General features: G+C 58.7%; 24 protein-coding genes, 3 tRNA genes and 1 rRNA gene. 24 read left to right on the forward strand and 4 right to left on the reverse strand.

Going from position 1 to position 26525, the window contains the following annotated elements:
• The first annotated feature begins 85 nt into the window (after positions 1–85).
• From rrf to MITSMUL_RS06810, 6 genes are all read left to right on the forward strand, one after another.
• A 5S ribosomal RNA gene (rrf, locus tag MITSMUL_RS06785) occupies positions 86–202 on the forward strand.
• Between the two features lie 186 nt (positions 203–388).
• Positions 389–464 (forward strand) — tRNA-Lys (locus tag MITSMUL_RS06790).
• 29 nt (positions 465–493) lie between these two features.
• Positions 494–570: transfer RNA gene (locus MITSMUL_RS06795), tRNA-Asp, on the forward strand.
• A gap of 4 nt (positions 571–574) precedes the next feature.
• Positions 575–650, forward strand: a tRNA-Phe gene (locus MITSMUL_RS06800).
• 69 nt (positions 651–719) lie between these two features.
• Positions 720–1298: a TMEM165/GDT1 family protein gene (locus tag MITSMUL_RS06805; protein WP_005841216.1), complete on the forward strand. Its 579-nt coding sequence runs from the start codon at positions 720–722 to the stop codon at positions 1296–1298.
• Positions 1299–1381: 83 nt separating this feature from the next.
• Entirely contained in the window at positions 1382–2005 is a 624-nt protein-coding gene (locus MITSMUL_RS06810; protein WP_005841217.1) for a DedA family protein, read from the forward strand.
• Positions 2006–2079: 74 nt separating this feature from the next.
• Here MITSMUL_RS06810 and MITSMUL_RS06815 read toward each other — a convergent pair whose 3' ends face one another.
• On the reverse strand, positions 2080–3033 hold the full coding sequence (locus MITSMUL_RS06815; protein WP_005841218.1) for an AEC family transporter: 954 nt from the start codon (positions 3031–3033) through the stop codon (positions 2080–2082).
• A 187-nt stretch (positions 3034–3220) separates the two neighbouring features.
• Here MITSMUL_RS06815 and MITSMUL_RS06820 point away from each other — a divergent pair, with 187 nt between their 5' ends.
• From MITSMUL_RS06820 to MITSMUL_RS06860, 10 genes are all read left to right on the forward strand, one after another.
• On the forward strand, positions 3221–4147 hold the full coding sequence (locus tag MITSMUL_RS06820; protein WP_040635993.1) for a DMT family transporter: 927 nt from the start codon (positions 3221–3223) through the stop codon (positions 4145–4147).
• Positions 4148–4261: 114 nt separating this feature from the next.
• Entirely contained in the window at positions 4262–4549 is a 288-nt protein-coding gene (gene rpsF, locus MITSMUL_RS06825) for a 30S ribosomal protein S6 (RefSeq protein WP_005841221.1), read from the forward strand.
• Positions 4550–4614: 65 nt separating this feature from the next.
• Positions 4615–5076, forward strand: coding sequence for a single-stranded DNA-binding protein (locus MITSMUL_RS06830; RefSeq protein WP_040635995.1), 462 nt, complete (start codon positions 4615–4617; stop codon positions 5074–5076).
• Positions 5077–5097: 21 nt separating this feature from the next.
• Positions 5098–5328, forward strand: coding sequence for a 30S ribosomal protein S18 (gene rpsR / locus MITSMUL_RS12350; RefSeq protein WP_199497607.1), 231 nt, complete (start codon positions 5098–5100; stop codon positions 5326–5328).
• Between the two features lie 105 nt (positions 5329–5433).
• Complete coding sequence (locus MITSMUL_RS06835) at positions 5434–6993, forward strand: ClC family H(+)/Cl(-) exchange transporter (protein WP_005841225.1); 1560 nt, start codon at positions 5434–5436, stop codon at positions 6991–6993.
• Between the two features lie 176 nt (positions 6994–7169).
• On the forward strand, positions 7170–7937 hold the full coding sequence (locus MITSMUL_RS06840; RefSeq protein WP_040635996.1) for a DeoR/GlpR family DNA-binding transcription regulator: 768 nt from the start codon (positions 7170–7172) through the stop codon (positions 7935–7937).
• Between the two features lie 158 nt (positions 7938–8095).
• A complete protein-coding gene (locus tag MITSMUL_RS06845) occupies positions 8096–9982 on the forward strand; it encodes an LTA synthase family protein (protein WP_244944580.1) in 1887 nt (628 codons plus the stop codon).
• A gap of 22 nt (positions 9983–10004) precedes the next feature.
• The gene (locus tag MITSMUL_RS06850) at positions 10005–10913 is read left to right on the forward strand and encodes a radical SAM protein (RefSeq protein ID WP_147652969.1); all 909 of its coding nucleotides are present in this window, start codon (positions 10005–10007) and stop codon (positions 10911–10913) included.
• A gap of 47 nt (positions 10914–10960) precedes the next feature.
• On the forward strand, positions 10961–11878 hold the full coding sequence (locus MITSMUL_RS06855) for an aminotransferase-like domain-containing protein (protein ID WP_040635997.1): 918 nt from the start codon (positions 10961–10963) through the stop codon (positions 11876–11878).
• Positions 11875–13230: a GHKL domain-containing protein gene (locus tag MITSMUL_RS06860; protein ID WP_211205233.1), complete on the forward strand. Its 1356-nt coding sequence runs from the start codon at positions 11875–11877 to the stop codon at positions 13228–13230. Before MITSMUL_RS06855 ends, MITSMUL_RS06860 begins: the two co-directional genes overlap by 4 nt.
• Here MITSMUL_RS06860 and MITSMUL_RS06865 read toward each other — a convergent pair.
• Together MITSMUL_RS06865 and MITSMUL_RS06870 are read right to left on the reverse strand one after the other, a co-directional pair.
• Positions 13213–13947, reverse strand: a complete 735-nt coding sequence (locus MITSMUL_RS06865) for a LytR/AlgR family response regulator transcription factor (RefSeq protein WP_005841231.1) — start codon at positions 13945–13947, stop codon at positions 13213–13215. The genes MITSMUL_RS06860 and MITSMUL_RS06865 overlap by 18 nt on opposite strands.
• 190 nt (positions 13948–14137) lie before the next feature.
• A complete protein-coding gene (locus MITSMUL_RS06870) occupies positions 14138–15967 on the reverse strand; it encodes a phosphoethanolamine transferase (protein ID WP_005841232.1) in 1830 nt (609 codons plus the stop codon).
• A gap of 309 nt (positions 15968–16276) precedes the next feature.
• Here MITSMUL_RS06870 and MITSMUL_RS06875 point away from each other — a divergent pair, with 309 nt between their 5' ends.
• Together MITSMUL_RS06875 and MITSMUL_RS06880 are read left to right on the forward strand one after the other, a co-directional pair.
• Entirely contained in the window at positions 16277–18553 is a 2277-nt protein-coding gene (locus tag MITSMUL_RS06875) for an anaerobic ribonucleoside triphosphate reductase (RefSeq protein WP_005841235.1), read from the forward strand.
• A gap of 75 nt (positions 18554–18628) precedes the next feature.
• The gene (locus MITSMUL_RS06880; RefSeq protein WP_005841237.1) at positions 18629–19000 is read left to right on the forward strand and encodes a RidA family protein; all 372 of its coding nucleotides are present in this window, start codon (positions 18629–18631) and stop codon (positions 18998–19000) included.
• A 62-nt stretch (positions 19001–19062) separates the two neighbouring features.
• On the opposite strand, the gene MITSMUL_RS06885 is transcribed toward MITSMUL_RS06880, so the two are convergent.
• Positions 19063–19395: a hypothetical protein gene (locus MITSMUL_RS06885; protein ID WP_005841239.1), complete on the reverse strand. Its 333-nt coding sequence runs from the start codon at positions 19393–19395 to the stop codon at positions 19063–19065.
• Between the two features lie 212 nt (positions 19396–19607).
• On the opposite strand from MITSMUL_RS06885, the gene MITSMUL_RS06890 reads away from it, so the two are divergent.
• The 6 genes from MITSMUL_RS06890 (at position 19608) to MITSMUL_RS06915 (ending at position 26517) form a co-directional block, all read left to right on the forward strand.
• Positions 19608–21524, forward strand: coding sequence for a sigma 54-interacting transcriptional regulator (locus MITSMUL_RS06890; RefSeq protein WP_005841243.1), 1917 nt, complete (start codon positions 19608–19610; stop codon positions 21522–21524).
• A 28-nt stretch (positions 21525–21552) separates the two neighbouring features.
• Entirely contained in the window at positions 21553–22203 is a 651-nt protein-coding gene (trmB, locus tag MITSMUL_RS06895; RefSeq protein ID WP_040635998.1) for a tRNA (guanosine(46)-N7)-methyltransferase TrmB, read from the forward strand.
• 20 nt (positions 22204–22223) lie between these two features.
• Positions 22224–23396, forward strand: coding sequence for an FtsW/RodA/SpoVE family cell cycle protein (locus MITSMUL_RS06900; protein WP_005841248.1), 1173 nt, complete (start codon positions 22224–22226; stop codon positions 23394–23396).
• Positions 23397–23524: 128 nt separating this feature from the next.
• Positions 23525–24088, forward strand: coding sequence for a peptidoglycan-binding protein (locus tag MITSMUL_RS06905; RefSeq protein ID WP_005841249.1), 564 nt, complete (start codon positions 23525–23527; stop codon positions 24086–24088).
• 270 nt (positions 24089–24358) lie between these two features.
• Entirely contained in the window at positions 24359–25534 is a 1176-nt protein-coding gene (locus MITSMUL_RS06910; RefSeq protein WP_005841251.1) for an ABC transporter substrate-binding protein, read from the forward strand.
• 95 nt (positions 25535–25629) lie between these two features.
• On the forward strand, positions 25630–26517 hold the full coding sequence (locus tag MITSMUL_RS06915; RefSeq protein ID WP_005841253.1) for a branched-chain amino acid ABC transporter permease: 888 nt from the start codon (positions 25630–25632) through the stop codon (positions 26515–26517).
• Positions 26518–26525 lie beyond the last annotated feature (8 nt).

A 26525-nucleotide genomic window follows, 5' to 3' on the forward strand; every position in this document is an offset into this window, starting at 1 on the left:
TGTCGAGGGCTTAACTAGAGAACTGAAATGTTCGCAAAGTAGTTTCTTCTGTATAGTTTTGAATGTGCAAGCATTCAATAGAATATCCGGTGATGATGCCTGAATGGTTCCACCTGTTCCCATACCGAACACAGTAGTTAAGCATTCAGAGGCCGAAAGTACTTGTCTGGAGACGGACTGGGAGGATAGGAAGTTGCCGGTTAAGCAAGGGCTCCGCTGAGGCGGAGCTTTTTTTACTATATCGTTCGATATTTTTTCGGAAATTATTCTGGGAAATTCTCGAATTGATGCTTGACAGCTCGGTGGAACATCTGTATAATTATATCCTGTGAGTGACACATTAGGATATCTACTTTAATTGCAGCAGTGAATTTCGACGCTCACGTTTGGTTCACTAGCTCAGTTGGCAGAGCACCTGACTTTTAATCAGGGTGTCCCGGGTTCGAATCCCGGGTGAGCCACCAATTATTGATGAGAGTCCAAATAATATTATGGCCCGGTAGTTTAGTTGGTTAGAATGCCGCCCTGTCACGGCGGAGGTCATGGGTTCAAGTCCCATTCGGGTCGCCATCTTGCCTCGGTAGCTCAGTCGGTAGAGCAGGGGACTGAAAATCCCCGTGTCAGTGGTTCGATTCCGCTCTGAGGCACCACTTGACATCATGCCCGCATTGCGGGCTTTTTTTGTATCATGATTTTTGTAGGATAGCAGGAGGTATGCAATGGAGGCGTTTCTCGCGTCGTTCCTCGTGGTCTTTCTCGCAGAGCTCGGAGATAAGACACAGTTCATCGTCATGGCGTTCACGGCCAAATACCGCTGGCAGTCGGTGTTTGCTGGCATGACACTCGGCATCTTCGTCGTTCACTCGCTGGCGGTCGCGGTGGGTTCGCTGGCAGGACAGCTGATCCCCGTTCATCTCATGACCGTCATCGCTTCATGTCTGTTCATCGGCTTTGGCATCTGGACGCTGCGCGGTGACGATGAGGAAGAAGAGGAAGCAGCGGCAACGTCGCGCTTCGGCCCGCTGCTGACGGTCGCCATGACCTTCATCGTCGGCGAGATGGGCGATAAGACGCAGTTCGCGGCGATGGCCATGGCCGCACAGTATGAATCGTGGTTCATGGTCCTCGCGGGCGCTGTCGTCGGCATGGTGCTTGCCGACAGCCTCGGCATCCTGGCGGGAGCCTTCTTACACCGCAAACTGCCGGCCAAGAAGATGCGCTACCTGTCGGCTGGCATCTTCCTGTTCTTCGGTGTGGTGGGCCTGCTGCAGAGCGCGTTCCAGGGCGTGTTTGCGTGACCGTTTTCCTTGTATTTTCCAGATTGTGATGTATAATGGGTGTAGTTTGAGATATCGATAAAGAGAAAGGAAGACTTGCAAACATGGAACAGTTTTCGACGATGTTCTTGGAGTTCATTGCCTCGTGGGGGTACTTCGCGATCGCCATCCTCATGGCTGCGGAGAATGCCTGCATCCCGATTCCCAGTGAGCTCATCCTCGGCTTTGCGGGTTATCTGATCTTTTCGGGGCAGCTGACCTTTGCAGGCGCCCTGACGGCGGGTATGGTCGGCGGCATGGCCGGTTCGATCTTTGCCTACCTCGTCGGCCATCGCGGCGGGCGCAGCTTTGTCGACCGCTATGGCCATTACTTCTTCATCAAGAAGTCGCATGTCGATGTGGCGCAGAACTGGTTCGACAAGTACGGCCTCAAGGCCGTGTTCTTCAGCCGCATGCTGCCGGTCGTGCGCACGTTCATCTCGCTGCCGGCTGGCTTTGCCCATGTCGACATGAAGAAATTCCTCGTGCTGACGTTTGCCGGTGCACTGCCCTGGACGGCGCTGATTCTCTACGCCGGCATGATGCTCGGCGAGAGCTGGAAGATTCTGACGCAGATCGGCCATGAGGCGAGCATCGCCTTCGTCGTGGTCGCCGCAGTCGTCATCGCGGTGCTCTACGTACGCCATAAGCGCAAAAAAAACGCGCAGGAAAGCATTGACGCGGAATAACGAGAAAACGAAAGCCGTCTCAGGATTCTCAGTGAATCTTGAGACGGCTTTTTTGCTACCCAATGTCATTGCAGTCAGCGCAGAAGGAAGAAGAGCGCTGGGAAGAGGATGGGCAGGAAGAGGCCTGTCGTGATGACGAAGGAGGCGACGGCGAGGTCGGTCGTCAGGTGGTAGAGGCGCGAGGTCAGCACGGCATTGATGGCCGTTGGGCAGAAGGAGCAGATCACGAGCGTGCCCTGCGTGACGGGCTCGTCGACGAAGAGGTAGATCAGCACGCCGAAGAGGACCGGCGTGATCAGGAAGCGCAGGGCGGTCAGCGAGCGGACTCTGTGCGCGTAGCGGCGCACCTGCTGGAAGTCAATCAGGAAGCCGACGGGCAGCATGGCAATCCAGGCGGCGATGTGGACAAGCCCCTGGAAGACCGGTGCGAGGGCAGGCGGCCGCTCGATGCCGCAGGCGTTGAACAGGAGTCCTGCGGCCATGCCGATGAGGCTCAGCTGGTTGAGCGAGAAGAACATGTCACAGAAGCTGTGCAGCCGGTCGGTCTTGCGGACGGCATGCGTGTGCTTCATGTAGCAGTACTGGGCCATCGGGAAGATGACGAGCACGAGCAGGATGTTCTGGCACGTGCCGATGAGCTGCGTGTAGGCAAAGCCCTGCTCGTCGTAGAGGATGAAGGCGCAGACGCCGCCGAGCGTGCCGATGTTCGCGAGCATGGCGCTCGCGATGTAGGCGCCGCGGTCGAGCCAGCTCTTAAAATGGCGGGCGAAGGCGACGGTGCCGATGGCGCCCGGCACAAGGATCAGCAGGAAGCCGAAGATCGGCACGGTCAGCAGGCTCCACGAGATCGGCAGGACCCAGAAGCTCAGCAGCGCGAGCACGGTGTAGATGCAGACGACGTTGAAGCGGATGAGTTTGTTGATGGCCTCACCGGAGACGAGGTGCCGTTGGTGCAGGAAGTAACCGACGGCGAGCGGTGCGATGAGGTCGGTCAGCACGAAGATGAGGCGCAGGTTTGCAGTATCCATGATGTGATGAGGTCACCTCTTTCTGGGAATCCTATCTAAATAATATAGATGATAATCCCTGTTCATCGTATCACGTTTGCGAAGGGTTGTAAATCGAGCGGCTTGTGCTATAATGAGTGCGATATCAGCTCGTTTCATATTGTATTTTTGCAGGACAATGGGGTCCTGAAGAGCAGGAGGGGATATTTTGCGCAATCTCGTCATCGGATCGTTTTTCTTATCTCTGGCGGGGAGCATCTGGGGAGGCATGTTCATCGCCGTGCGGCTCTCCATCTTCGTCATCCCGCCTGTGCCGCTCGTCTGGATGCGCTATGGCACGGCATTGCTGGCACTGATAATCCTGATGCTCATTACGCACTCCTCCTGGCACATCGACAAGAAGGACCGCAAGCTCCTCGTGCTCTCGGCGCTCTCGGGGCAGGTGCTCTCCATCGTGACGCAGGAGACGGGCACGATGATGACCTCTGCGCAGACGGGCTCGGTCATCACGGCAGCGACGCCGGCCTTCATGGTCGTTTTCGGCTACTTCCTGCTGCACGAGAAGCTCACGGCGGGGCGCATCGCCTCGGTCCTTCTAGCGACGATCGGCGTGCTCTTCGTCGTCTTTGACCCCGATAACTTCACGGTCAATCCCCTCGGCGGCGCCTCGCTCTTCGTGGCGGCCGTCACCTGGGCCTTCATGTCGGTCCTCTTGAAGTTCCTCTCGAAGTACTCCGTCATCACGGTGACGTTCTACAGCGTGCTCATCGCCTTCCTGACCTTGACGCCGTATGGCCTCTACTGGCTGCTATCATCGGCGGACTACGCGGCGATGGCCTCGCCGTCCGTCTGGGGCTCGGTGCTCTACCTCGGCTTCATCTCGACGACGGCTGGCTTCTGCCTCTGGAACAAGGGCCTCCTCTACATGGATGCTTCTCTTGCGGGGCTCTTCATGTTCTTCCAGCCGATTGTCGGGACGTTCCTCGGCTGGCTGCTGCTCGCAGAGCCCGTCACCCTCTATTTCTGGATCGGCTTCGCGCTCATTGCGGCCGGCGTCGTGCTCGCGCTGCGCGGTGGCAATACGACGGCTGCCGAGAAGCTCGCGCGCCATCACCGCGACTGCCTCGACCATTAATTATGCTTGCATTCGCTCGCCGTTCGTGGTATACTTGTTTAGTCGCTGAAAAGCGAAGATGTAACTCTGCTCCTCGTAGTAGGGGAGCCAAAGACCAAAGAGGGAGGTGATTTCGTGAGAAAGTACGAAGTCATATTTATCGTGAAACCGATGGAAGAGGATGCAACGAACGCTGTCATCGAGAAGTTCAGCAACCTGATCCAGAACAACGGTGGTACTATCGATAAAGAAGATCGCTGGGGCAAGAAGCGTCTTGCTTATGAGATCAAGGACTGCACGGAAGGTTACTACTGCCTGTTCAACGTTACGTGTGAGCCGGCATGCGTTGCTGAGTGCGACCGTGTCATGAAGATTACGGACGAGCTCCTCAAGCACATGATCGTCAAGTCCGACGAAGAGTGAGCGAGAGACTTGTAAAAGTTCTTTAAGATGTACTACACCATATGGGTGTCAGGGAGGCATACCTCATGAACAAGGCAATACTGATTGGACGTCTGACTCGTGATCCTGAGGTCCGCTATACGCAGTCTGGTGTGGCTGTATGCACCTTCACACTGGCTGTTGACCGTCGTTTTGCTCGCAGAGATGCGAATGACGGCCAGCCGACGGCGGATTTCATTCCTATCGTGGCATGGCGCAAGCTTGCTGAGATCTGTGGTAATAACCTGATCAAGGGCCGCCGCATCTCGGTGGAGGGCCGCATCCAGGTCAGGAGCTACGAGGCACAGGACGGTTCGAAGCGTTATGTGACGGAAATCGTAGCCGATGAGATTGAGTTCCTCGATTCGAGAAGCTCGGTCCAGCACGAAGGTGGTTTCGGTGCTGGTGCTGGTGCTGGTGCTCCGGCGCCGCAGCCGCAGCCGCAGTCGAAGCCGGCGGATGCAGGTTCTTTTGGCCCGTCTATCCCTGATGAAGAAATCCCATTTTAAGACTGGAGGGGAATTACTTTGATGAGACGTGACAGAGGCAGAAGACCTCGTAGAAAGGTCTGCTCGTTCTGCGTAGACAAGGTCGATCATATCGACTATAAAGACGTTGCAAAACTGCGCCGCTTCGTTACGGAGCGCGGCAAGATTTTACCGCGTCGTATCTCCGGCAACTGCGCTAAGCATCAGCGTCAGGTGACGGTCGCAATCAAACGCGCACGCAATATCGCACTGCTGCCGTTTACTGCAGAATAACGATGACAAAGTGCTGTACTTCGGTACAGCGCTTTTTTTATGTTTTCATGTTTTCTTAGATGATTGGATGGATGGTTAGATGATGGAATCGAAAGGGGGAGCATCATGCACAGGCGCATCGAGAGTGCCATGACCATGATGACGGACCCGCGTCATTTCAAGCTGCGCCTCTTCATTGAGGGCAATATCATCGGTGTGGCGACCGGCATGGTCATCGCACTGTTCCGCTACCTGCTCGAGCTCTCAGAGGAGTACCTGCCCGTGCTCTACCGCTGGCTGCCAGAGCACATCGTCTGGATACCGATCTGGTTCCTCGCGCTCTTCCTTTGCAGCTGGATCCTCTATCGCATCGTGAGCAAGGACGGCATGACGTCTGGTTCGGGCATCCCGCAGATCAAAGGCATCCTGCTCGGCGAGATGGACATGAACTGGGCGCGCGTCCTCGTGCTGAAGTTCACGGGTGCGGTGCTCGGCATCGGCGCGGGCATGTCGCTCGGCCGCGAGGGCCCGAGCGTCCAGCTCGGTGCCTGCCTCGGACAGGGGCTCGGCCGCCTCACGCATCGCTCGTATGCGGAGAGCCACTACCTGCTGACGGCCGGCGCGGGCGCGGGCCTTGCGGCGGCCTTCAACGCGCCGCTCGCCGGCGTGATCTTCTGCCTGGAGGAGCTCACGAAGAACTTCTCGGCTTTCGTGCTCATGGGGGCCATCTCGGCAGCCGTCACGGCGACGACGGTCACGCAGTACTTCTTCGGCATGCAGCCCGTCTTCCACATGGGCGTCGTGCCGGTCATCGACACAGGCGACATGTACTTTCTGCTCATCCTGCTCGGCGCATTTGTCGGCCTCCTGGGCCTCGCGTTCAACCCGATGCTCACGCGCTCGCAGGACTTCTACAAGAAGGTGCCCGCGCGCTGGCGGCCGGTCGTGCCGCTCTTCTGCGCTGGTGTCCTCGGCTTCGTGCTGCCGCAGGTCCTCGGCGGCGGCAGCCGCCTCGTCGACTCGCTCGTCGTGACGGACTACACGCTCGCGTTCCTCGTCCTGCTGCTCGCCGCGAAATTCCTCTTCACGATGGTCTGCTTCGGCTCGGGCGTGCCCGGCGGCATCTTCCTGCCCATGCTCGTGCTCGGCTCAGTCGGCGGCGCTGTCTTTGCCAAGGTCGCGATCTTCTTTCAGTGGATGCCGGAGCTCTTTGCCGTCAACTGCATCGTCTTCGGCATGGCTGCCTACTTCTCGGCCGTCGTCAAGTCGCCGATCACGGGCAGCATCCTGATCATGGAGATGACGGGCTCCTTTGAGCACATGCTCGCGCTGATCATCGTCTCGATGACGGCCTACCTCGTCGCGGACCTCACGGGCGGCGCGCCCGTCTACGACATGCTGCTCGCGCGCAGCCTGGCCGTGCGCAAGAAGATCGCGAGCCGCATCCGCCATCGGCGCATCCTCCTGGAGCTGTCGGTCGGCGTGAAGTCGGCTCTCGACGGCAAGACGCCTGCCGATGCGCTCTGGCCGTCGGGCTGCGTCCTCGTCAATGTGCGCCGCGGGCCGCATGAGCTTGCGCCGCGCGATGACCTTGTACTGCAGGCGGGCGATGCGCTCTTCGTGCTGACGGATGCCGACGATACGGCAGCCCTGCAGGCGCTCGCCGCGGAGCATCCGGATCAATAGCTCGTTCGTCAGGGATAGTGCACAGAATCGGCAAAATCCTGCTCATTCGCACGCATTATCAGAGGATATGAGAGATTCTTTGCAGAAAGGCTTGATAATTTTTCTCTTATCTAGTACAATAATCGTACAACAAGAGCAAACAATAAATGCGAATTGGTTTCATAGGAGTGAGCAATATGTTTTTGGAAGAACGTCAGGACATCATCCTGAGCATGCTGGCACGCGACGGCAAGGTGCGCGTCCGTGACCTCAGTGAGAAATTCAAGGTCACGGAGGACTGCATCCGCAAGGACCTCGGTGCCCTCGAGAAGAAGGGCAAGCTCAAACGCACGTATGGCGGTGCTGTGCGCATCCGCGAGAACAGTCACATGGTCGAGGTCAGCAAGCACCGCAATACGGACGTCGAGGCTAAGCAGCGCATCGCGCAGGCTGCCGTCAAGCTCATCCACGAGAAGGACATGGTTTTCCTCGACATCTCGACGAGCAACCTCGCCATCGCAGAGCTCCTCGTCAAGATGGAGCTTGAGGTCACGGTCGTCACGAACATGATCGACATCCTCGTCGTGCTCGCGCGCAATCCGAAGATCCGCGTGGTCTTCGCCGGCGGCAAGATCAACAAGAGCCGCGATGGCTTCTGGGGCGGCATGACGCTCGACTTCATCTCGCGCCTCAAGCCGGACATCGCCTTTGTCGGCGCAGTCGGCGTCGACGTCAAGGAGAACAGTGTTTCGACGTACGACATCGATGACGGCATCAACAAGGCCGCCATCATCCGCCACAGCAAGAAAGCCTACGTCGTGGCCGAAGCGCGCAAGCTCAGCACGGATGGCAACTACAACTACACGACGCTTGACACGCTCTCGGGTCTCATCACGGATTCGGAGCCGGCAGCAGACATCCGCGCAGCAGCGGATTCGTACGGCGTGGAGATCATCCTGCCATGATGTTCTCTATGCCCGCATGGCTTTCGCGGTTTACTCGGTCTCGGTTTACTTGGAAAACTCTATATACGGGCATCCTGGAAGGACTGAAGGTATTTGCGTTTTACCTCGCAGTCCTTTCCGCTTTCCGGGGCTTTTTCATCGCGTGGCTGGCACCGTATATGGGAGCTTCGACGGGCGGCCACGACATCTTTCTCGCACTATGGCGCGGCTTCCGCCTCTCGATGCAGACGGCCGGCGCGCTGACGCTCGTGAGCTTCGTGCCGGGGCTGCTGCTCCATTATCTCTGGCCGCGCTGGGAGCGGCGCATTGTGCTCGCGCTCAACGGCGTGCTGCTCTCGGTGCTCTCGATCCTCTTTGTCGCGAGCTTCCCATTCTACCGGCAGTTCCATGCGAACTTCAACCAGATGCTCTTCACGGGCGCTAACGACGATATCTACGCGCTCCTCATCACGATGGTGCAGCAGTACTACCTGCCCGTGCGCCTCGCAGGAGCCCTGCTGCTCGCCTATGTTCTCTGGCGCGGCCTGCGCGCACTGCTTCGCTGCAGCTGGCTCGAGGACTGCATGGATGGCGTGCGTCTGCCCGCGCCCGTGCGCTGGCTCGGCCGGCTGGCCTTCCTCTACCTGACGTACATCGCCGTGCTGCTCGGCATCTTCGGCGGCAGCCTGGGCTGGCAGACGGCCGTCAACTGGGAGAACGCCGGCGTCACGAAGGACGAGTTCCTCAATGAGGCCATCCTCGACAACGTGCAGGCCATCTACCGCGCCTACAACCTCAATGAGCGCATGCTGGCCTGCAACGGCCTCGACTTCACGACGGAAGACATCCGCAATCTGGCGGCGCGCCTTTCGGGCAAGCCCGCCGATACGGATGACCTCGACGTCTACCTGACGAAGGAAGCGCAGGGCCCGCAGGTCGAGAAGCCGAAGCAAGTCATCGTCATCCTGTCGGAGAGCTTCGCCAACTGGCCATTGCTCGACAAGTACGAGGATATCCCCATCTCGCATGGCATGCGCAGCCTCATCGCGGAGGATGACACGGACTACTGTCCGACGTTCCTGCCAAATGGTGCGAGCACGGTCTCGGCTGTCACGGGCGTCGTGACGGACTTCGCCGATGCCAACCTCTACCTGACAACGATGCCGGAGTCCTTCGCCGCGCCGTACCCGACGGCCAGCGCCCCGCAGATGGAGAAGCTCGGCTACACGACGAACTTCTGGTATGCAGGGTCGTCCACCTGGGAGCGCATCGGCGCCTTCACGCAGGCACAGGGCTTTGACCACTTCTACAGCCGCGGCGACTTCGGCGATGTGCCGGGCAGCGTCTGGGGCTGTGAGGATGAGGTGCTCTACGAGAAGGTCCTCGACGGTCTCGACCCGGATACGCCGAGCTTCAACGTCCTGCTCAATGCCTCGAATCACTCGCCGTACGATCTCGACCTCGAGGCCAAGGGCTTTGATAAGGAGGCCGTGCGCGCCGCACTGCCGGAGGACCACCAGCAGGATGAGGAGCTCTTGAAGGAGCTCGGTCATTACTGGTACGCCGACCGCGAGCTCGCGAAGTTCGTCAAGGCCGTCAAAGAGAAGTGCCCCGAGAGCCTCATCGTCATCGTCGGCGATCATGGCGACCGCTACAACATCGACAAGACGCCGACGATGTACGAGCGCTACGGCATCCCCTTCATCATCACGGGCAAGGGCATCCACAAGGGGACCTTGCTGCCGGATGCGGCGGGCAGCCAGATTGACATCATGCCGACTATCTACGAGCTCATTGCCCCGAAGGGGTTCTCGTACATGGCGGTCGGTTCGAGCCTGACGCGGACGAACCGCCAGGGCGTCAACTACGGCTTCTTCATCACGCGCCATGCCATCGGCAAGGCGGACACGGTGCCGCTCGTGCCGGAGTCCGTCGACGGCGGTGAGCCGCCGACAATCGACCAGCAGGCGATGGAGGACTACATCAACGGCGTCCGCAGCATCTCGTGGTGGCGCCCGAAGTACGGCGCAATCCTCGACGCGTCGAAGCTCGAGGGACGCCGCTGAGCCGATGAAGGGAGAAAGAACAATGATTTCACTGAAAGACTGCCAGCTCTGCCCGCGCCGCTGCGGCGTGGACCGCACGCAGCGGATGGGCTTCTGCGGCGCGGGCGCGAAAGCGCGCATCGCGCTCGTCTCCCTGCACAAGTGGGAGGAGCCGTGCCTCACGGGCGCCGATGGTCGAGGGGCGGGCACCGTCTTTTTCTCGTACTGCAACCTGCGCTGCTGCTTCTGCCAGAACCATGAGATTTCCCATGAGGGACGCGGCATCGAGGTGACGGACGAGCGTCTCGCCGAGATTTTCCTAGAGCAGCAGGCGCGCGGCGCGGCGACGCTCGACCTCGTGACACCGACGCACTACGTGCCCGAGATCCTGCACGCGCTGCATATGGCCAAGGAGCAGGGCTTCCAGCTGCCTGTCGTCTACAACTCGGGTGCCTATGAGACGGAAGAGACTATCGAGGCCCTGCGCGGGGAGGTCGATATCTTCCTGCCGGACCTCAAGTACGCTGACGAGGCGAGCGCGCGCGAGTACTCGCTGGCGCCCGACTACTTCGCCGTGGCGACGAAGGCCATCGCGCGCATGTACGAGGAGGTCGGCCCGCTGCAGTTTACGCCGGACGGGCAGCTCAAGAGGGGCGTCATCATCCGTCACCTCGTGCTGCCGGGCCACCGCCATGAGAGCATGCGCGTGCTCGACTGGATTCATGAGACATTCGGCGACACGGTACAGATTTCCCTGATGAACCAGTACACGCCGATGTACCGGGCGGCGGAGCACAAGGGCATGAACCGCCGGCTGACGACGTTTGAGTACCAGTCGGTCGTCGACCATGCCCTGAATCTCGGCATCACGCACTGCTACGTGCAGCAGGGCCGCACGGCCGACACGAAGTTCGTGCCGCACTTCGATGGCAGCGGCGTCGAGCAGGGGTGATGCTCAGGAGTTATACCTAGAAGGATTCGCGATAAGGAGGAATGTGCTTGGATAATGTTTTCGTCACGGTATTCTTGTTTTGCTTTTCGCTGCTGCCGATGGCTTATCTGCGCTACTATCCATTCCGCATCATCGCGACATTGCGCGAGCAGCGCATCCTGATCGCCGGCCATCTCATCATCTTTGTGGTCGAGTTCCTGCTCGTCACGGCACTCTTCGTGTCGGGCCATGCGCCGATGCAGGGCAATGCCTTCCAAAAGCTCTACTTCGTATGCTACTGGCCGTATTTCCTGCTGCTGATGTTCACGATACGGCCCTTCTGGTTCCGCCATTTCTTCGTGCTCGGGATACAGGCCATCTATGCGGTATTCATCCACACGGCGACAGTCCTGCTCCTCAAACAGATCTGGATGCAGATGACTTATTTTGCCAGCCTGTACTTCATCTGCTATCTCACCCTGCTGTTGCTGAGCTTCCCCGGGATGATATGGCTGCTCGGCAGGCTCTTCACGCGGGAACAGCTCATGAAGGCACAGTGGACGGCCTCATCGTTCTGGAAGTATCTCGGTTTCGTGCCGCTGCTCCTTGCCTTTTACCAGGGGAGCATGGGCTATGTGGATCTGCTCCAGCAGGTCCAGGATCTGTCGGGCGTCCATCTCTACATGCTGGTGAGCCGAGGCATCCTCGTCATCATCGGAGGCATCCTCGTCATCTCCGTGCGCAGCGGCTTTCGCCAGGTACAATACATGTTCCACGCGAAAGAGCGCAGCATGAAGATGCAGGAGCATCTTCGTGAGATCCACGACTATGCCAATACGTTGCAGGAGGAGCAGCAGAAACTCGCCATCCTTCGCCACGACAGCCGCCATCAGCTGCGCGTGCTGGCCGAGCTCATCGAGAGCGGCCATTACGATGAGGCGGAGCGGCATCTGCGCGCCCTGAGAAAGGAGGTGGAGCGCCGTTGAGCTTCGATATGACGACGTTTGGCGTCACCTGGATCTACGTCTTGATCCTGCAGCCCTTTGCGCTCCTGCAGATCCTGCCGTTCCGCCGCTTCCTGACAGCAGCGCAGAAGAAGCGCCTCGTCATCTGCTGGTGCCTGCTCATCGTGCTGGAGGCACATCTCGTCACGGTGATCGTCTCTATGGCGATCTTCCCATCGCATCAGATTGCCTACTGGCTGCTCGGCTACCTCATCTGGGTGCCACAGTTCCTGCTGGCCTTCAGCTTCACGCGCCGCTTCTGGGCAGGCCACATCTTCATCGCGGCCTTCCGCATCCTGTTCTCGAGCATCATCTACACGTTTACGCGCGCAATCCTGCTGATGGCCTTCCCCGACAAGCTGTTGCCGAGCCTCTACTTTGAGCAGATCTTGCTCTACGGCATCTTGTCGCTGCTGATCTTTCCCATCCTGCTGCGCTTCTTCACGGATACGTTCCGCCACTTCGAGATGGCCTCGACGCGCCGCTACTGGCGCATCATCACGCTGCTCCCTGTGCTGCTCGCCATCGAGTCGCTCTACCTAAGCCTGCTCAACTCGCAGGAGCAGGTCTTTGCCTTGCTGCTGCCGCGCTTCATGCTGCTCATCGTCATCATCCTGCTCATGGCCAGCATCCGCAGCGGCCAGAGTGAGGTCTATCGGGAGTTGCAGGTCTTCGAAAAAGAACACGAGCTGCAGAGGCAGCTCGTGTCAACGGCGCGTTATGTGAAGATGTCAGAGGAGTCGAGGCATCGCATGGCCTCAATCTACGAGAAGCGGCGGCACCATATTGACCATCTGCTCGCACTCGTGAGCCAGAGGGACCGTGAGGGAGCGCTGGCCTGTATCGAGGCACTCGGCGCGCAGTTCAGCCGCACGAAGCTGCCGCAGTACTGCAAGAACACCCTGATCAACGCGGCGCTAACGGTCTACTTCGCGCGGGCCAAGGAGCTCGCCATTCCGGTGACAGCTGCCATTGACCTGCCAGAAGAGCTCTCTTTCAGCGGCGACCTCTCCATCGTGCTCTCGAATCTCGTGGAGAATGCCCTGCTTGCGAGCCAGAAACAACCGCCTGCTGCACGCCATATCGCCGTCATGACGATGTGCCAAGGTGATGTCATCAACGTGCTCGTCAAGAATCGCTTTGATGCGCCTGTCGAGTTCGATGAGGAGGGGCTGCCCGTGACGCATGTCAAGGGGCATGGCATCGGCATGAAGTCCTTGTCCCGCTTTTGCGATAAGTACAAGGCGAGTGTCTTCTGCCAGCAGAAAGACGGCTGGTTCATGACCTATCTCCAGGTGCCGCTGCTCGCTGAGGCGTCAGATCGTAGTCGATGAGAACATGAATCGGAAATATATTTCCTGGAACATCCTGTACTTGCGCTTGCCGAGCGGGAGCTTTTGCCCTGCAATCTCCACGTAATCCGCCTTGATGATGTGGACGGCTGCCAGGTTGACGAGATAGCCTTTGTTCGGTGAGGCGAACTGTCCCGACGCAATCTTGTCGAGCTCATCCTTTATCTCCTGGCCGGACTTGCGTGTCTCGAGTACGGTACCGTCCGCCAGATGGACCTGCAGGATGTGGCCGTGGCTCTCGAAGTAGAGGATCTGCGAGATTTCCTCGATACAGAGTCCACCGCCTACAAGGCGCAGCATGATCTTGGCGCTGCTGCGCTGGCGGATGAAGGCGATGGCCCGGTCCATCGCCTGGTTGAACTGGCTCTGCGTGAACGGCTTCAGCAGGTAGTCCGTGGCCTTGACCGCAAAGGCATCCATGGCGAATTCATCGCTCGTCGTCAGGAAGATGATCTCCGTGCTGCTGCTGAACTTGCGCAGTTCTTGTGCCACCTCCGTGCCAAGGATGCCCGGCATGCAGACGTCGAGCAGGACGATATCGAAGATAGCACCCTGATTGATTGTGTCGACGAAGGAAAAGGCGTTGTCAAAGGTCTCGTATGATACAGTATCCTGTTTATCTTGGAAATATCGTTCAGATGACTGCCGGATGGAGCGGATCTGGTCGGGCTGGTCATCACAGATTGCGATATGAAGCATGGTGTCACATCCTTTTTTAGTTTTAGATGGCTTTCGTTGTCAAAACAAGACTCTCCTGTGCGTGGGGAGTACTCTATCCAATAGTATACTGTTTTTGGCGTCATGTGCCTGAAACCGTCCTGAAAGGGCGGTTTTTTTGCATGAACAAACAGGCCCTGTCGCATTGCGGCAGGGCCTGTTTGTTCATTTATCACTGTTCTGGTGTGCCGTCCGGGTCGGCGGAGAGCTTGTACTGGCCGAGCATGGTCGTCAGGTTGTCGCGGTTGAAGCGGTAGGCTGTGCTCGTGAAGTCCTGTCCCGGGTCGTAGTGCTCGGACGGGGCGTTGAGCAGGCCGCAGACCGTGTCGTAGAGCATGTCGTTCGTGAAGTAGCGGCTCTCATGGCTCCTGAGCGTGGCCGTGCGGCCCGGCAGGGCGGCCTGGTATGACGGCGAGAGGTAGATCCACATCGGGATGCGGACCATGTCGAAGCTGAAGACGTCCGGATTGTGGGAGATCGTCAGGTTCTCGCCGTGGTCGGAGAAGTAGACCATCGCCTGCAGGTTGAGGTTCTTCTTGGCGTAGTCGAAGACCTGCGAGAGGATGTAGTCGGTGTAGAGGATGCTGTTGGCATACGAGGCTTCCGACGTCATCGTCGAACTGCCCTCTTCGCCCTGGAATTTGTTGAAGCCCTCTGGGTAGCGGTTGTTGTAGTAGATGTGGCTGCCCATGATGTGCAGGACGATGAAGTTGTTCTTGTTGGGATCGACCTGCATCAGGTATGGCAGCAGGGTCTCATCGTACTTGTCGGAGAAGTTGTAGGAGTCGTCGGTCCATTCCGCGTGGTCGGCCGTCTTGGCGACGAGCGTGATGGCGCTGTCGTACTGGCCGTAGCGGCCCTGATTGCTGAACCAGTAGGTGTCGTAGCCCGACTTCTTGGCGACGTCGAGGATGGAGGCGGAGTTGAAGAACTCCTTGCCGTTGTACTGGCTCTGCTCCGTCAGGGCGCGCTGCAGGACGGGGACGGTCTGCGACCAGGAGGAGTAGGCATTCTGGAAGAACAGGAAGTCGGGACTATTTTCCTGCTGGCTCTGCCACGGCGTGTCGTCGTAGGCATAGTTCTTGGTGAAGGCCTTCATGTAGTTGCGTGAGGCCGACTCGCCGATGACGACGATGACCGTGCCCGGGGCCTTGGCCGCGAGCGTCTGCGTGCCCTCGACGGAGATGCTCGCGAAGCGCTCCTCGTAGTTGAGGCTGTAGGTCTGCGTCTGCTTGACGTAGGTGTCGACATCGTTCCAGAGGTCGGCAATCGAGGTCTGCGGCACGTACCAGAAGAGCGAGATGAGCGAGCCGATGACGAGCAGTGCGAGCGCGCCCATGCGGCCCGCCGTCGAGTCCTCCTGTTCGAGTCGGCGTGCAAACGTCATGTGGCCGCGCCAGCAGGCGTAGAGGAAGAGGCCGAGTCCCGCGATGATGATGCAGGCGGGGATGACGCCGACGTTCGACTCGATGAAGTCGATGCTCTCGCGCCAGTTCGTCAGGTAGAGCGCCATCAGCGAGGCCGGCGAGAGGCAGTGCCAGACGATGAAGTAGTAGGCGTACTGGATGAAGGGGATGACGATGCCGAAGAGGTTCAGCAGCGCCATCAGGGCTGCGATGATCTTCTCGTGGCCGAGCCGGAACAGCGCGCCCTCAAGCGCGGTGAGCAGCAGGAAGAGCGAGGTGCCGACGAGGAAGTCGAAGCAGATCTTCGACATGTACCAGTCTTGATGATACGTCCAGGTGTAGAGCAGCGGGAAAGCGCTGCACCAGGCGAGTCCTGTGAAGAGATTCGGCAGGGTCGCCCATGAGAAGAGGGGGACGTGCGTGCCGTACTGCACGAGCACGAGCGCGAGCATGACGGGCAGGAAGACGGGGATGAAGTACTCCGCGCCCATGTCCTGCCCGATGTCGATGTAGAACGCGATCAGACAGATGTAGTAGATACCGGCTGCCGTCAGCCAGCGGATGAGACGGTCTTGTCTCTCGGTAGAAAGTTGCATGCCATTACCTCAGTTCGAAGCTGCCGAACGCAGGGCAGCTGTCCATACATATTGATAAGAAAATCCCGATACATTTTACCTGAAATCATGTCGTTCGTCAATTTCAGAATGGGCCACAGGCGGCGTGCGGGAAGGTGAGATTGAGCCTGAGCGAGTGCTTCCACGTCTGTCCGTGTGAATTTCATGATTGCCAGAGATGCGCATCTCTGATACAATATATACCTGTCATCAAGAAACGGACCACTACATATAGGGGAGGCGCAGAGGCGCTGCACAAGATGAGCCGAAAGCTCGCGGCGCAAGAATCACATGAATCTGAAGACTGTAACGAAACGTTCTGGCCACACCGTGCCATATAATCGCGAAAAGATCTACCACGCCATTGCCGGAGCAAATGCCGACGGCGGCAACACGATGTCTGAGAAGGATGTCGACGAGGTGACGAGCCAGGTCGAATGGGACATCAAGGACCGCGACAACGTCAGCGTCGAGGAGATCCAGGACATCGTCGAGCAGGAGCTCATGAAGTACGACTTCTACGACATCGCGAAGAAGTACATCACCTACCGCCAGAAGCATGCGGAGCGCCGCGCGGCACAGAAGCATCTGATGGAATCGTACCGCGACATCTTCTTCGCGGACTCGGTCGACTCCGACCTCAAGCGCGACAATGCGAACATCAATACGGATGCCTCGATGGGCATCATGCTCAAGCTCGGCGCTGAGGGTGCGAAGCACTTCGTCGACAACTACGTGCTCGACGAGGAGTACGCAGAGGCGGACCGCGAGAACTACATCCACATCCACGACAAGGACTTCTCGCTGATCACGTTCAACTGCTGCCAGATCGACCTCCTGAAGCTCTTCCACGGCGGCTTCTCGACGGGCCACGGCTTCCTGCGTGAGCCAAATTCCATCCGCGCCTACGCGTCGCTCGCCTGCATCGCCATCCAGTCGAACCAGAACGACATGTTCGGCGGCCAGAGCATCAACGCTTTTGATTACGCGATGGCAGAGGGCGTGCGCAAGTCCTTCCGCAAGGCCATCTTCGACGAGGCACACAAGGCGCTCATCTATCGCTTCGGCATGGACCTGTTCCGCGACTACGGTGCGTTCAAGAAGGTCTTTGGCGAGCATCTGGCAATGGACCGCTGCCACTTCACGGAGAACGACGACGACCCGAAGGCAAAAGAGGGCATCGAGGCAGTCGTCGAGGCCCTCGATGCCATCCTCGTGGACGAGTACCACAAGCCGACGACGGACGTCGTCGTCGATGCGAACAACATCTACCATCTGGCCTGCGCCGATGTCGTCGAGGAGACGCATCAGGCGATGGAGGCCCTGATCCACAACTTCAACACGCTGCACAGCCGCGCCGGCGCGCAGGTGCCGTTCTCATCCATCAACTACGGCATGGACACGTCGCCTGAGGGCCGCCTCGTCATCAGCGAGGTCCTCAACGCCATCTGGGCCGGTCTTGGCTACGGCGAGACGCCGATCTTCCCGATCTCAGTCTTCCAGCTCAAGGCGGGTGTCAACTACAACCCGGGCGACCCGAACTACGACCTCTTCCTCAAGGCCTGCAAGGTCAGCGCAAAACGCCTGTTCCCGAACTTCGTCAACATCGATGCGCCGTACAACCTTCAGTACTACAAGCCGGGTGACTACAACAGCGTCGTCGCGACGATGGGCTGTCGCACGCGCGTCATGAGCAACATCAACGGCCCGGAGGAGTCGGGCAGCCGCGGCAACTTCTCGTTCACGACGATCAATCTGCCGAAGCTCGCGCTCGAGGCCAAGGGCGACCTCAAGAAGTTCTGGGAGCTCTACGACCACTACATCGACCTCAGTCACGACTATCTGCTCTCGCGCCTCGCGATCATCGAGCAGAAGCACGTCTACAACTACCCGTTCCTCATGGGGCAGGGTGTCTGGATGGACAGCGAGAAGCTCAAGCCGACGGACTCCATCAAGGAGGTCCTCAAGCACGCCTCGTACTCCATCGGCTTCTGCGGCCTTGCCGAGTGCCTCAAGGCCCTTGTCGGTAAGCATCACGGCGAGAGCGAGGAAGCACAGCAGCTCGGCCTCAAGATCGTCGGCCATCTGCGCGAGCGCACGGATGCCTACACGGAGGCGGAGCACCGTAACTGGTCGACATTCGGCACGCCGGCTGAGTCGACGGCCGGCCAGTTCCAGCGCGCGAACCGCAAGAAGTACGGCATCATCCCGGGCGTGACGGACCGCGAGTACATGACGAACTCCAGCCATGTGCCGGTCTACTACCCAATCAAGGCCATCGACAAGATCCGCATCGAGGCGCCGTATCATGCGCTCGAGAATGCCGGCCACATCGCCTATATCGAGATGGACGGCGACCCGTCGAAGAACGTCAAGGCCTTCGAGGCTGTCGTCCGCGCGATGCATGATGCCAACATGGGTTACTTCTCCATCAACCACCCGGTTGACCGCGACCCCGTCTGCGGCTACACGGGCATCATCGAGAACGAGTGCCCGCACTGCCACCGCAAAGAGGTCTCGCGCGGCCACATCGTCGTGCCGCGCATGAAGGCCAGCTGCTGCGAGTGACTGTAAACTTGTAACGCGGCGCCTCATGATGTAGAATAGAGACAGATTGTATCTCGCTCATGAGGAGGAATTACCATGAAAACCATCCATACGGATCAGGCGCCGGCAGCCGTCGGCCCGTACAGCCAGGCCATCGAAGCGAACGGCGTGCTCTACTGCTCGGGCCAGATTGCCATCAATCCGGCCGAGGGCAAGATCGTCGCCACGACGATCGAGGAGCAGGCAGAGCAGTGCTGCCGCAATGTCGAGGCCGTGCTCAAGGAAGCCGGCACGGACATGAGTCACGTCATCAAGACGACGTGCTTCCTCGCGGAGATCGCGGACTTCAAGGCATTCAACGAAGTCTATGCGAAGCACTTCGTCTCGAAACCGGCGCGCAGCTGCGTGGCCGTCAAAGACCTGCCGGCCGGCGCACTCTGCGAGGTGGAGGTCACGGCTGTCCTCTGAATCCGTGGCAAGATCGCGATAGAAAAAGAGCTCTGACATTGTCAGAGCTCTTTTTTTCGGGATCAACCGAAGAACTGGTAGTAGAGGACGATGAAGAACAGCGCGATTGCAAGGCCGATGCTCGCGGCGCTGGCTCGCTCCACGTAGATGGCCTTAGTCTCGGAGAGCTTGGCATGGCGGCGCACATACGTCAGGACCAGGGAGACCAGCAGCAGGACGTACATCGCACGGTTCATGTTGTCGAGATTTCCCCAGCCGATGAAGCAGATGAAGATCGTCAGGCCGATGAGGATCAGGATTGGGTAATCCTTGCCGACCTTCGGCTCTTTTTTCTTGTCGTCGGGTTTATTCTTCTCATAGAGCTTTTTCTGCAGTTTCTTATACTGATTTGCCATGGAGATTCCCTGCCTTTTCGATTTACATATATTCTCTGCATATTATACCGTTTTGTAAACTTTTTTGCAAAAAGAATTGCAGGCGGAGAGGATGATTGTTAAAATATAAGGTGCAGTCTTATTGCTTTTATGGAGAATTGTAAACCTGTAAAGACAGTAGATAATCATCGTACCATCACATATCATGAGATTTTGTTCAAGGGGGGATTGATGTGATAAGAGAACATCGCAGCAGAGAGAAGCTCGAGGGCTATTATCGCAAGTTCGTAGAAGAAGGCGTGCTCGACCCGAATGTCCATCCGTGGGTAGCAGAATCCTGGCTGAAGAGCCGGGAACTCGGCATCGGCACGGAGAAGATGGACGTATCGCGCAAATTGCCGAAGGAGGAGTTCACCGTACTGCAGGCGAAGAACCAGGATGCGATTGACTACCTCAGCGGTCTCAGCGAGGACATCCGGGAGTTCTTCCAGGAGTACAACCTCTCGCTCTTGCTCATCGATTCGGAATGCCGCGTGCTCAAGAGCTACTCGCTGCCGTTCTACCAGATGACGCCGGGCGAGATCGAGGGCGTGCGCGTCGGCGTCGAGGATGTCGGCACGTCGAGTATCAGCGTGGCCTACGCGCATCAGACGCCGTTCTGGATGTTCGGCCCGGAGATGTGGGTCAAGGAGTGCCAGCTCGGCGATGCCTGTTCGGCACCGATAAAGGTCAACGGTGAATTCCACTACATCATCACGCTCGTCTCGATGGAACAGGTGCCGATGCCGCAGGATGCGATCATCGCCCTGCTCCTGACGATGAAGAACGCGCTCGAGGCGCATCTGACGGAATCCGTCCGCATCAAGGCGGAGGAGGCCATCCTCGATGCGACGCCTTTTGCCGTCTATCACGTCATGCCGGGCGGCGAGGTCGCCTATGCTAATAGGCTTGGCCACACACGCCTCGAGGGCATCGGCGCCAAGAAGCAGGATGACAAGAAGTGCACGTCGAACCTCAACGACGTCATCATGAACTACCAGCATACGCCAATCTACAAGGGCTTCAACGGCGTGCCGTCCTATAACAAAGAAGTCACGTGGATTACGCCGAAGAAGACATATGAGGACATCACGACGGTCGTGCCGCTCGAGCGCGATGCAGACCGCGCCGTCGAGTCCGTCGTCGTCGTCTCGATGCCCATCGAGGACCTCAGGACGCTCGTCGCGCACGCGGCGGGCTACACGGCGAAGTACAGCCTCAACTCGATGGTCGGCGAGGGCACGACGTTCGCGAGCGTTCGCGCGAAGGCCGCCCGTGTGGCGAAGAACAAGCACCACGTGCTGATCCAGGGCGAGGCCGGCACGGGCAAGCAGCGCATGGCACATGGCATCCATCAGGCGAGCCCACGCGCGGCCGGTCCACTCATCACGCTGCGCTGCGGTGACGCGACGCCTGAGATCCTCGAGCAGGAGCTCTTCGGCATCGTCATGGGACCGGATGTCAGCCACCAGGGCCGTCTGGAACTCGCTTCGGGCGGCACGCTCTTCCTCGATGAGATCGAGAAGATGCCGCGCTCGATTGCCGTCGCCCTGGCGAAGGCGCTCAAGACGGGCAAGACGCACCGCATCGGCGAGACGGTCGAGCGCGACATCGACGTGCGCATCATCGCGGCCTGCGACAGCGACCTCAAGCGCCTGACGGAGCGCGGCCTCTTCGCGCCGGAGCTCTACGAGATCGTCTCGAAGAGTGTCGTGCGCGTACCGCCTCTGCGCAGCCGCCGCGAGGACATCCCGAAGCTCGCGGATCACATCATCTCGGAGCTCGCCGAGCAGCATCAGATGAAGCCGAAGCGCATCCTTCCGGAAACGGATGAGTTGCTCAAGCATTACGACTGGCCGGGCAATATCAAGCAGCTGCAGAGTGTGCTCGAATACGCCTTCTTCAATACGGCGAAGGACACGATTGCCCCGGATGACATCAGCCTCATGGGCGACGTCAAGCCGGACAACAAGTGGAAGGAAGATAAGGACGTCTTCGTCAAGGCATGGCAGGCCGCTGGTGGCAATGTCAGCCGCCTGGCGAACCTCCTCAACGTCAGCCGCGTGACGCTCTACCGCTACCTCAAGAAGTACAACCTCGAAAAGAAGTAAGAAAAGAATACGATAAAGGAGACACATCGTGCGTTTAAGAAGAAAACCGTGGGTGGACGAAGCCATCCACGAATTCGACGATTTCGTCGTGAGCCGTGACCAGGAGATCGGCGAGGAGAAGAAGGGCAAGTGGAGCGAGATCTTCGGCCGCCAGGCGCCACTCCACGTGGAGCTCGGCACGGGCAAGGGCGACTTCATCAGCCAGCTTGCCGAGCTCCATCCGGACATCAACTACATCGGCATCGAGATGCAGCAGGACGTGCTCTACTCGGCGGCCAAGAAGATTGCGGAGAGGGAGCTCAAGAATGTGCGCCTGCTCGTCTTCGACATCAATCACATCGAGGACATCTTCGCAGAGGGCGAGGTGGACCGCTTCTACATCAACTTCTGCGACCCGTGGCCGAAGAAGCGCCATGCCAAGCGCCGCCTCACGCACGTCGGCTTCCTCGAGAAGTACCGCCGCCTGCTCAAGAAGCCGGGCGAACTCCACTTCAAGACGGACAACCGCCCGCTCTTCGACTTCTCGCTCGAGCAGTTCGAGGAGGCAGGGCTCCGCGTGCAGGACGTCTCGTACGACCTCCATGCAGAGAACCGGCCGGACAACATCATGACGGAGTACGAGCGCAAGTTCAGCGGTTTCGGCGAGAAGATCAATCGCTGTGAAGTCATTTTCGAATAAGGGATGAAGGGGGCATTTTGATGCTGATCCGGAAGACGCCCTGGCGCAATGAATCGGAGCCAGTCATCGTCATCATGGCTGTCCTGCTGCTGCTGGGGACCATCAACGTATTCAGCTCGAGCTTCGTCCTCGCGACGACGAGCTACAACAATCCGTACTACTTCCTCATCCGCCATGCGGTCTGGCTCGTCCTCGGCATCTTCGTCTGCTTCGTCTGCAGCCGCGTCAATTACCACCGCTGGCAGGGCATCACGAAGTGGCTGCTGCTCGTTACCGTCGGCGCACTCATCCTGGTCCTGTTCGCGGGCGTGGTCGTCAATGGCGCAAGGCGCTGGCTCTCCTTTGCGGGCTTCAGCGTGCAGCCGGCGGAGTTTGCCAAACTCACGGGCATCCTGATTGCCGCGCGCTTCCTGACCGTGATGATGAAGCACGAGAGGAAGATTGACCTGCTCAAGGCGCCACCGTACTGGATCATCTTCTTCATGGCCGCGCTCGTTGAGCTCGAGCCGGATATGGGCACGGCCTGCATCGTCTTCGGCGTGCCGTTCCTCATGGCCTTTCTCGTCGGCATTCCCTGGAAACAGGTCAAGGTGCTGTTCTTCGTCGGCATCGCGGCCCTCATCGGCCTGATCGTCTGGCAGCCGTACCGCCTGCTGCGCGTGAAGACGACGTACGACCCCTGGAGCGATGCGCAGGGCGTCGGCTATCAGGCCGTGCAGTCGATGTCGACAATCGGCTCGGGCGGCCTCTGGGGCATGGGCCTCGGCGAGGGCGTCAGCAAGTACGAGTACCTGCCGGAGGCGCATACGGACTTTGCCTTCGCGATCTTTGCGCAGGAGCACGGCTACCTCGGCGTCCTGCTCGTCATCGCGTTGTTCTTCATGCTGGCCGTCTGCTGCTACTACATCTCCGCGCGCGCGCACGACATCTACGGCCAGATCCTGACGCTTGGCATCATGCTGCTCGTCGTCGGGCAGGCGGCCGGCAACCTCTTCATGGTCAGCGGCACCTTCCCCGTCGTCGGCATCCCGCTGCCGTTCATCAGTTACGGCGGCTCCTCGTTGCTCGTCACGATGGCCTCGATGGGCATCCTGCTGAACATCTGCCATCACGGCTTCCAGGTGCAGCGCGGCGAGGCGCGGCCCGAGGAGCATGATGCTGCGCATCAGGCGCCGCTCCACCTGGTCAAATGAGTCGCGTTTTGACCGGGTCTTGCGCAATGTGGTACAATAGAGGTTGTAGATTATCATGAAAGAGACGTGACAGATGCGTTTGAGAGAGGTGTGTGCGTTTGCGAAATCAGTTTGTTCTAGTAATCCTTATGGCCTCTTTTCTCCTGCTCTTCAGCACGACGGAGGCGATGGCGTCATCCATCCTCGTCCGGCAGGGCTCGCGCGGCCCTGCCGTGCGTCAAGTGCAGTCTCTGCTCATCGAGCAGGGGTGGCTGACCGGTGCAGCAGACGGCATCTGCGGCAACCAGACCGTCGCGGCGATCAAGTCCTTCCAGAAGGCGAACGGGCTCGATGCTGACGGCGTCTGCGGCAATGGAACCTACTCGGTGCTCTCGGGCGGTCGGGAATACGAGCCGTCCTCTGATGAGAGCGAGGGCACGGTCATGTACGTCAATGCGACGGCGTACAGCGCCGATGACCCGGGCAACTCGGCCTACACGGCGCTCGGCACACACGTGCGCCACGGCATCATCGCGGTCGACCCGGACATCATCCCGCTCGGCACGCATGTCTACATCCCCGGTTACGGCGATGCTGTGGCGGAGGATGTCGGCGGGGCCATCCATGGCCACCGCATCGACGTGGCTTTCGACACGCGGGCGGAGGCACTGGCCTTCGGCCGTCAGGACATCGAGATTTACATACGAGATTAAGATTCAGGGAAGAACGCAGCTGTGGCTGCGTTCTTTTTGTATACAGAAAGACTGTAAACCATACATTCCTCGTGTGAACGTTTCAGTCGGAAATTCCATCTCAATGGTACAAACCTTGAACGAACGGTAAAAAAGTCCGCTTTAGAAAAACAAAATTCAAGTTTTTGTTCATTTTCTTTGCACAAAAGTGTTGACTATTGTAACTCTGTAAACTATAATAAGTTCATCGCAATAAGAGAATTGCTAGGGAGAGAAAAGGGAGGAATTCATATGAATTTCGGCAAGAAAGGTTTGAAACTCGCCAGCGTCCTCATGGGCACGATGCTCATGGGCGGCGTGCTCGCCGGCTGTGGCAGCCAGGCTGACAGCAACGAGATCAAGGTCGGCGCGAACTTCGAGATGACCGGCAATGTCGCCAACTACGGCGCGGCAACGCTCGACGGCCTCAAGCTCGCGATCGATGAGATCAACGATGCGGGCGGCGTCGACGGCAAGAAGATCACGCTGGTCACGGCCGACAATAAATCCGAGGCTTCTGAGGCCGTCAATGCGGCGACGAAACTGATCTCGGACGACAAGGTATCCGTCCTCGTCGGCCCGGCTGTCACGGCGAACGTCATCGCTGAGTCGCAGGTCGCCACGGACAACAAGGTCCCCATCATCGCACCGGATGCCACGAGCCCAGATGTCACGGTAGAGAATGGCAAAGTCAAGCCGTTCGTCTTCCGCAGCTGCTTCATCGACCCGCAGCAAGGCACGGTCATGGCGAAGTTCGCTTCCGAGAACCTCAAGGCTAAGACGGCTGTCATCTATGTCGACAACAGCACGGACTACTCGAAGAGCCTCGGCAAGGTCTTCAAGGAGAAGTTCGAAGCAGCAGGCGGCAAGGTCCTCATGGAAGAAGCCTTCCTCGCTAAAGACCAGGACTTCAAGGCCACGCTGACGAAGCTCAAGACGGCGAACGCCGACGTCATCTTCGTCCCGGCTTATTATGAAGAAGTCGGCAAGATCGTCAAGCAGGCCCGCGAGCTCGGCATCACGTGCCCGATCCTCGGCACGGATGGCTGGGATGATTCCAAGGTAACGGATATCGCCGGTGCCGATGCCCTCAACAACACGTATTTCAGCACGCATTACTCCGATAAGGATGAATCCGTAAAACCGTTCGTCGAAGCATTCAAGAACAAGTACGGCCATATGCCGAATGTCTTCGCAGCCCTCGGCTATGATGCCGGCAAGATGCTTGCCGATGCCATCAAGCGCGCTGGTAGCGGTGATCCGGAGAAGATCCAGAAGGCCCTCGAGGAGACGAAAGACCTCAAGGTCGGTACTGGCACGATCACGATGGACAAGAACCACAATCCGATCAAGCAGGCCGTCATCCTGCAGAATAAAGACGGCGACCGCGTCATGGTTGCCAAGATCATGCCGGATTCTGAGGACTGATCCAAGAGTCTCGGACAAGAAAGCCTTCACCTCTCTTCGAGGGGAGGGCTTTTCTCTTTGTTAAGAGTTAAGAAAGGAAGGAAAGGAGCTATCCTATGGAAATCCTGCATCAGGTCCTGCAGCAGCTCATCAATGGCATATCGCTCGGCAGCATCTATGCGCTGATCGCGCTCGGCTATACGATGATCTACGGCATCATCAAGCTCATCAACTTCGCCCACGGTGATATCTACATGGTGGGCGCCTACATCGGCTTCTTCGCCATCACGCAGGCACATCTCTCAATCGTGCCGTCTCTGCTCATCTCGCTCGTCGTCACAGGCTTTCTGGGCATGCTCGTCGAGCGTCTCGCCTACAAGCCGCTGCGCCATGCGCCGCGCATCTCGGTGCTCATCACGGCCATCGGTGTCTCGTTCTTCCTCGAGTACACGACGATGTATTTCGTCTCGCCGACGCCGCGTACGTTCCCGGCGATGTTCGGTGACGTAGCCGTCACGGTCGGCGGCATCGTCATCAACGGCCAGCAGATGCTGATCCTCGGCATCACGGCCGTGCTCATGGTCATCCTGACCTACATCGTCCAGAAGACGAAGACGGGCAAGGCCATGCGCGCTGCCTCCTTCGATACGGAGACGGCGGAGCTCATGGGCATCAACTCGGACCGCATCATCTCCATCACGTTCGGCATCGGCTCGGCACTCGCTGCCGTCGCCGGTGTGCTCGTCGGCATCTACTACAACTCGATTGACCCGCTCATGGGCATCATGCCGGGCCTCAAGGCCTTCGTCGCAGCCGTTCTCGGCGGCATCGGCATCCTGCCGGGGGCTGTGGTCGGCGGACTGATCCTCGGCGTCGTCGAGGCGCTCGTCTCGGGCTTCATCTCGTCGACGTTCCGCGATGCGGCAGCCTTTGCCATCCTGATCCTCGTGTTGCTCGTGCGCCCGGCCGGCATCTTCGGCAAGAATACGAAAGAAAAGGTTTAAGGAGGGGA

The organism is Mitsuokella multacida DSM 20544, from assembly GCF_000155955.1.
GTDB classification, from domain to species: domain Bacteria; phylum Bacillota; class Negativicutes; order Selenomonadales; family Selenomonadaceae; genus Mitsuokella; species Mitsuokella multacida.

Coding starts and splice junctions, on each gene's coding strand:
- MITSMUL_RS06805 (WP_005841216.1), top strand. CDS start 720: ATGGAGGCGTTTCTCGCGTCGTTCCTCGTGGTCTTTCTCGCAGAGCTC.
- MITSMUL_RS06810 (WP_005841217.1), top strand. CDS start 1,382: ATGGAACAGTTTTCGACGATGTTCTTGGAGTTCATTGCCTCGTGGGGG.
- MITSMUL_RS06815 (WP_005841218.1), bottom strand. CDS start 3,033: ATGGATACTGCAAACCTGCGCCTCATCTTCGTGCTGACCGACCTCATC.
- MITSMUL_RS06830 (WP_040635995.1), top strand. CDS start 4,615: ATGAACAAGGCAATACTGATTGGACGTCTGACTCGTGATCCTGAGGTC.
- rpsR (WP_199497607.1), top strand. CDS start 5,098: ATGAGACGTGACAGAGGCAGAAGACCTCGTAGAAAGGTCTGCTCGTTC.
- MITSMUL_RS06835 (WP_005841225.1), top strand. CDS start 5,434: ATGCACAGGCGCATCGAGAGTGCCATGACCATGATGACGGACCCGCGT.
- MITSMUL_RS06840 (WP_040635996.1), top strand. CDS start 7,170: ATGTTTTTGGAAGAACGTCAGGACATCATCCTGAGCATGCTGGCACGC.
- MITSMUL_RS06845 (WP_244944580.1), top strand. CDS start 8,096: ATGGGAGCTTCGACGGGCGGCCACGACATCTTTCTCGCACTATGGCGC.
- MITSMUL_RS06850 (WP_147652969.1), top strand. CDS start 10,005: ATGATTTCACTGAAAGACTGCCAGCTCTGCCCGCGCCGCTGCGGCGTG.
- MITSMUL_RS06865 (WP_005841231.1), bottom strand. CDS start 13,947: ATGCTTCATATCGCAATCTGTGATGACCAGCCCGACCAGATCCGCTCC.
- MITSMUL_RS06870 (WP_005841232.1), bottom strand. CDS start 15,967: ATGCAACTTTCTACCGAGAGACAAGACCGTCTCATCCGCTGGCTGACG.
- MITSMUL_RS06875 (WP_005841235.1), top strand. CDS start 16,277: ATGAATCTGAAGACTGTAACGAAACGTTCTGGCCACACCGTGCCATAT.
- MITSMUL_RS06880 (WP_005841237.1), top strand. CDS start 18,629: ATGAAAACCATCCATACGGATCAGGCGCCGGCAGCCGTCGGCCCGTAC.
- MITSMUL_RS06885 (WP_005841239.1), bottom strand. CDS start 19,395: ATGGCAAATCAGTATAAGAAACTGCAGAAAAAGCTCTATGAGAAGAAT.
- MITSMUL_RS06900 (WP_005841248.1), top strand. CDS start 22,224: ATGCTGATCCGGAAGACGCCCTGGCGCAATGAATCGGAGCCAGTCATC.
- MITSMUL_RS06905 (WP_005841249.1), top strand. CDS start 23,525: ATGGCCTCTTTTCTCCTGCTCTTCAGCACGACGGAGGCGATGGCGTCA.
- MITSMUL_RS06910 (WP_005841251.1), top strand. CDS start 24,359: ATGAATTTCGGCAAGAAAGGTTTGAAACTCGCCAGCGTCCTCATGGGC.
- MITSMUL_RS06915 (WP_005841253.1), top strand. CDS start 25,630: ATGGAAATCCTGCATCAGGTCCTGCAGCAGCTCATCAATGGCATATCG.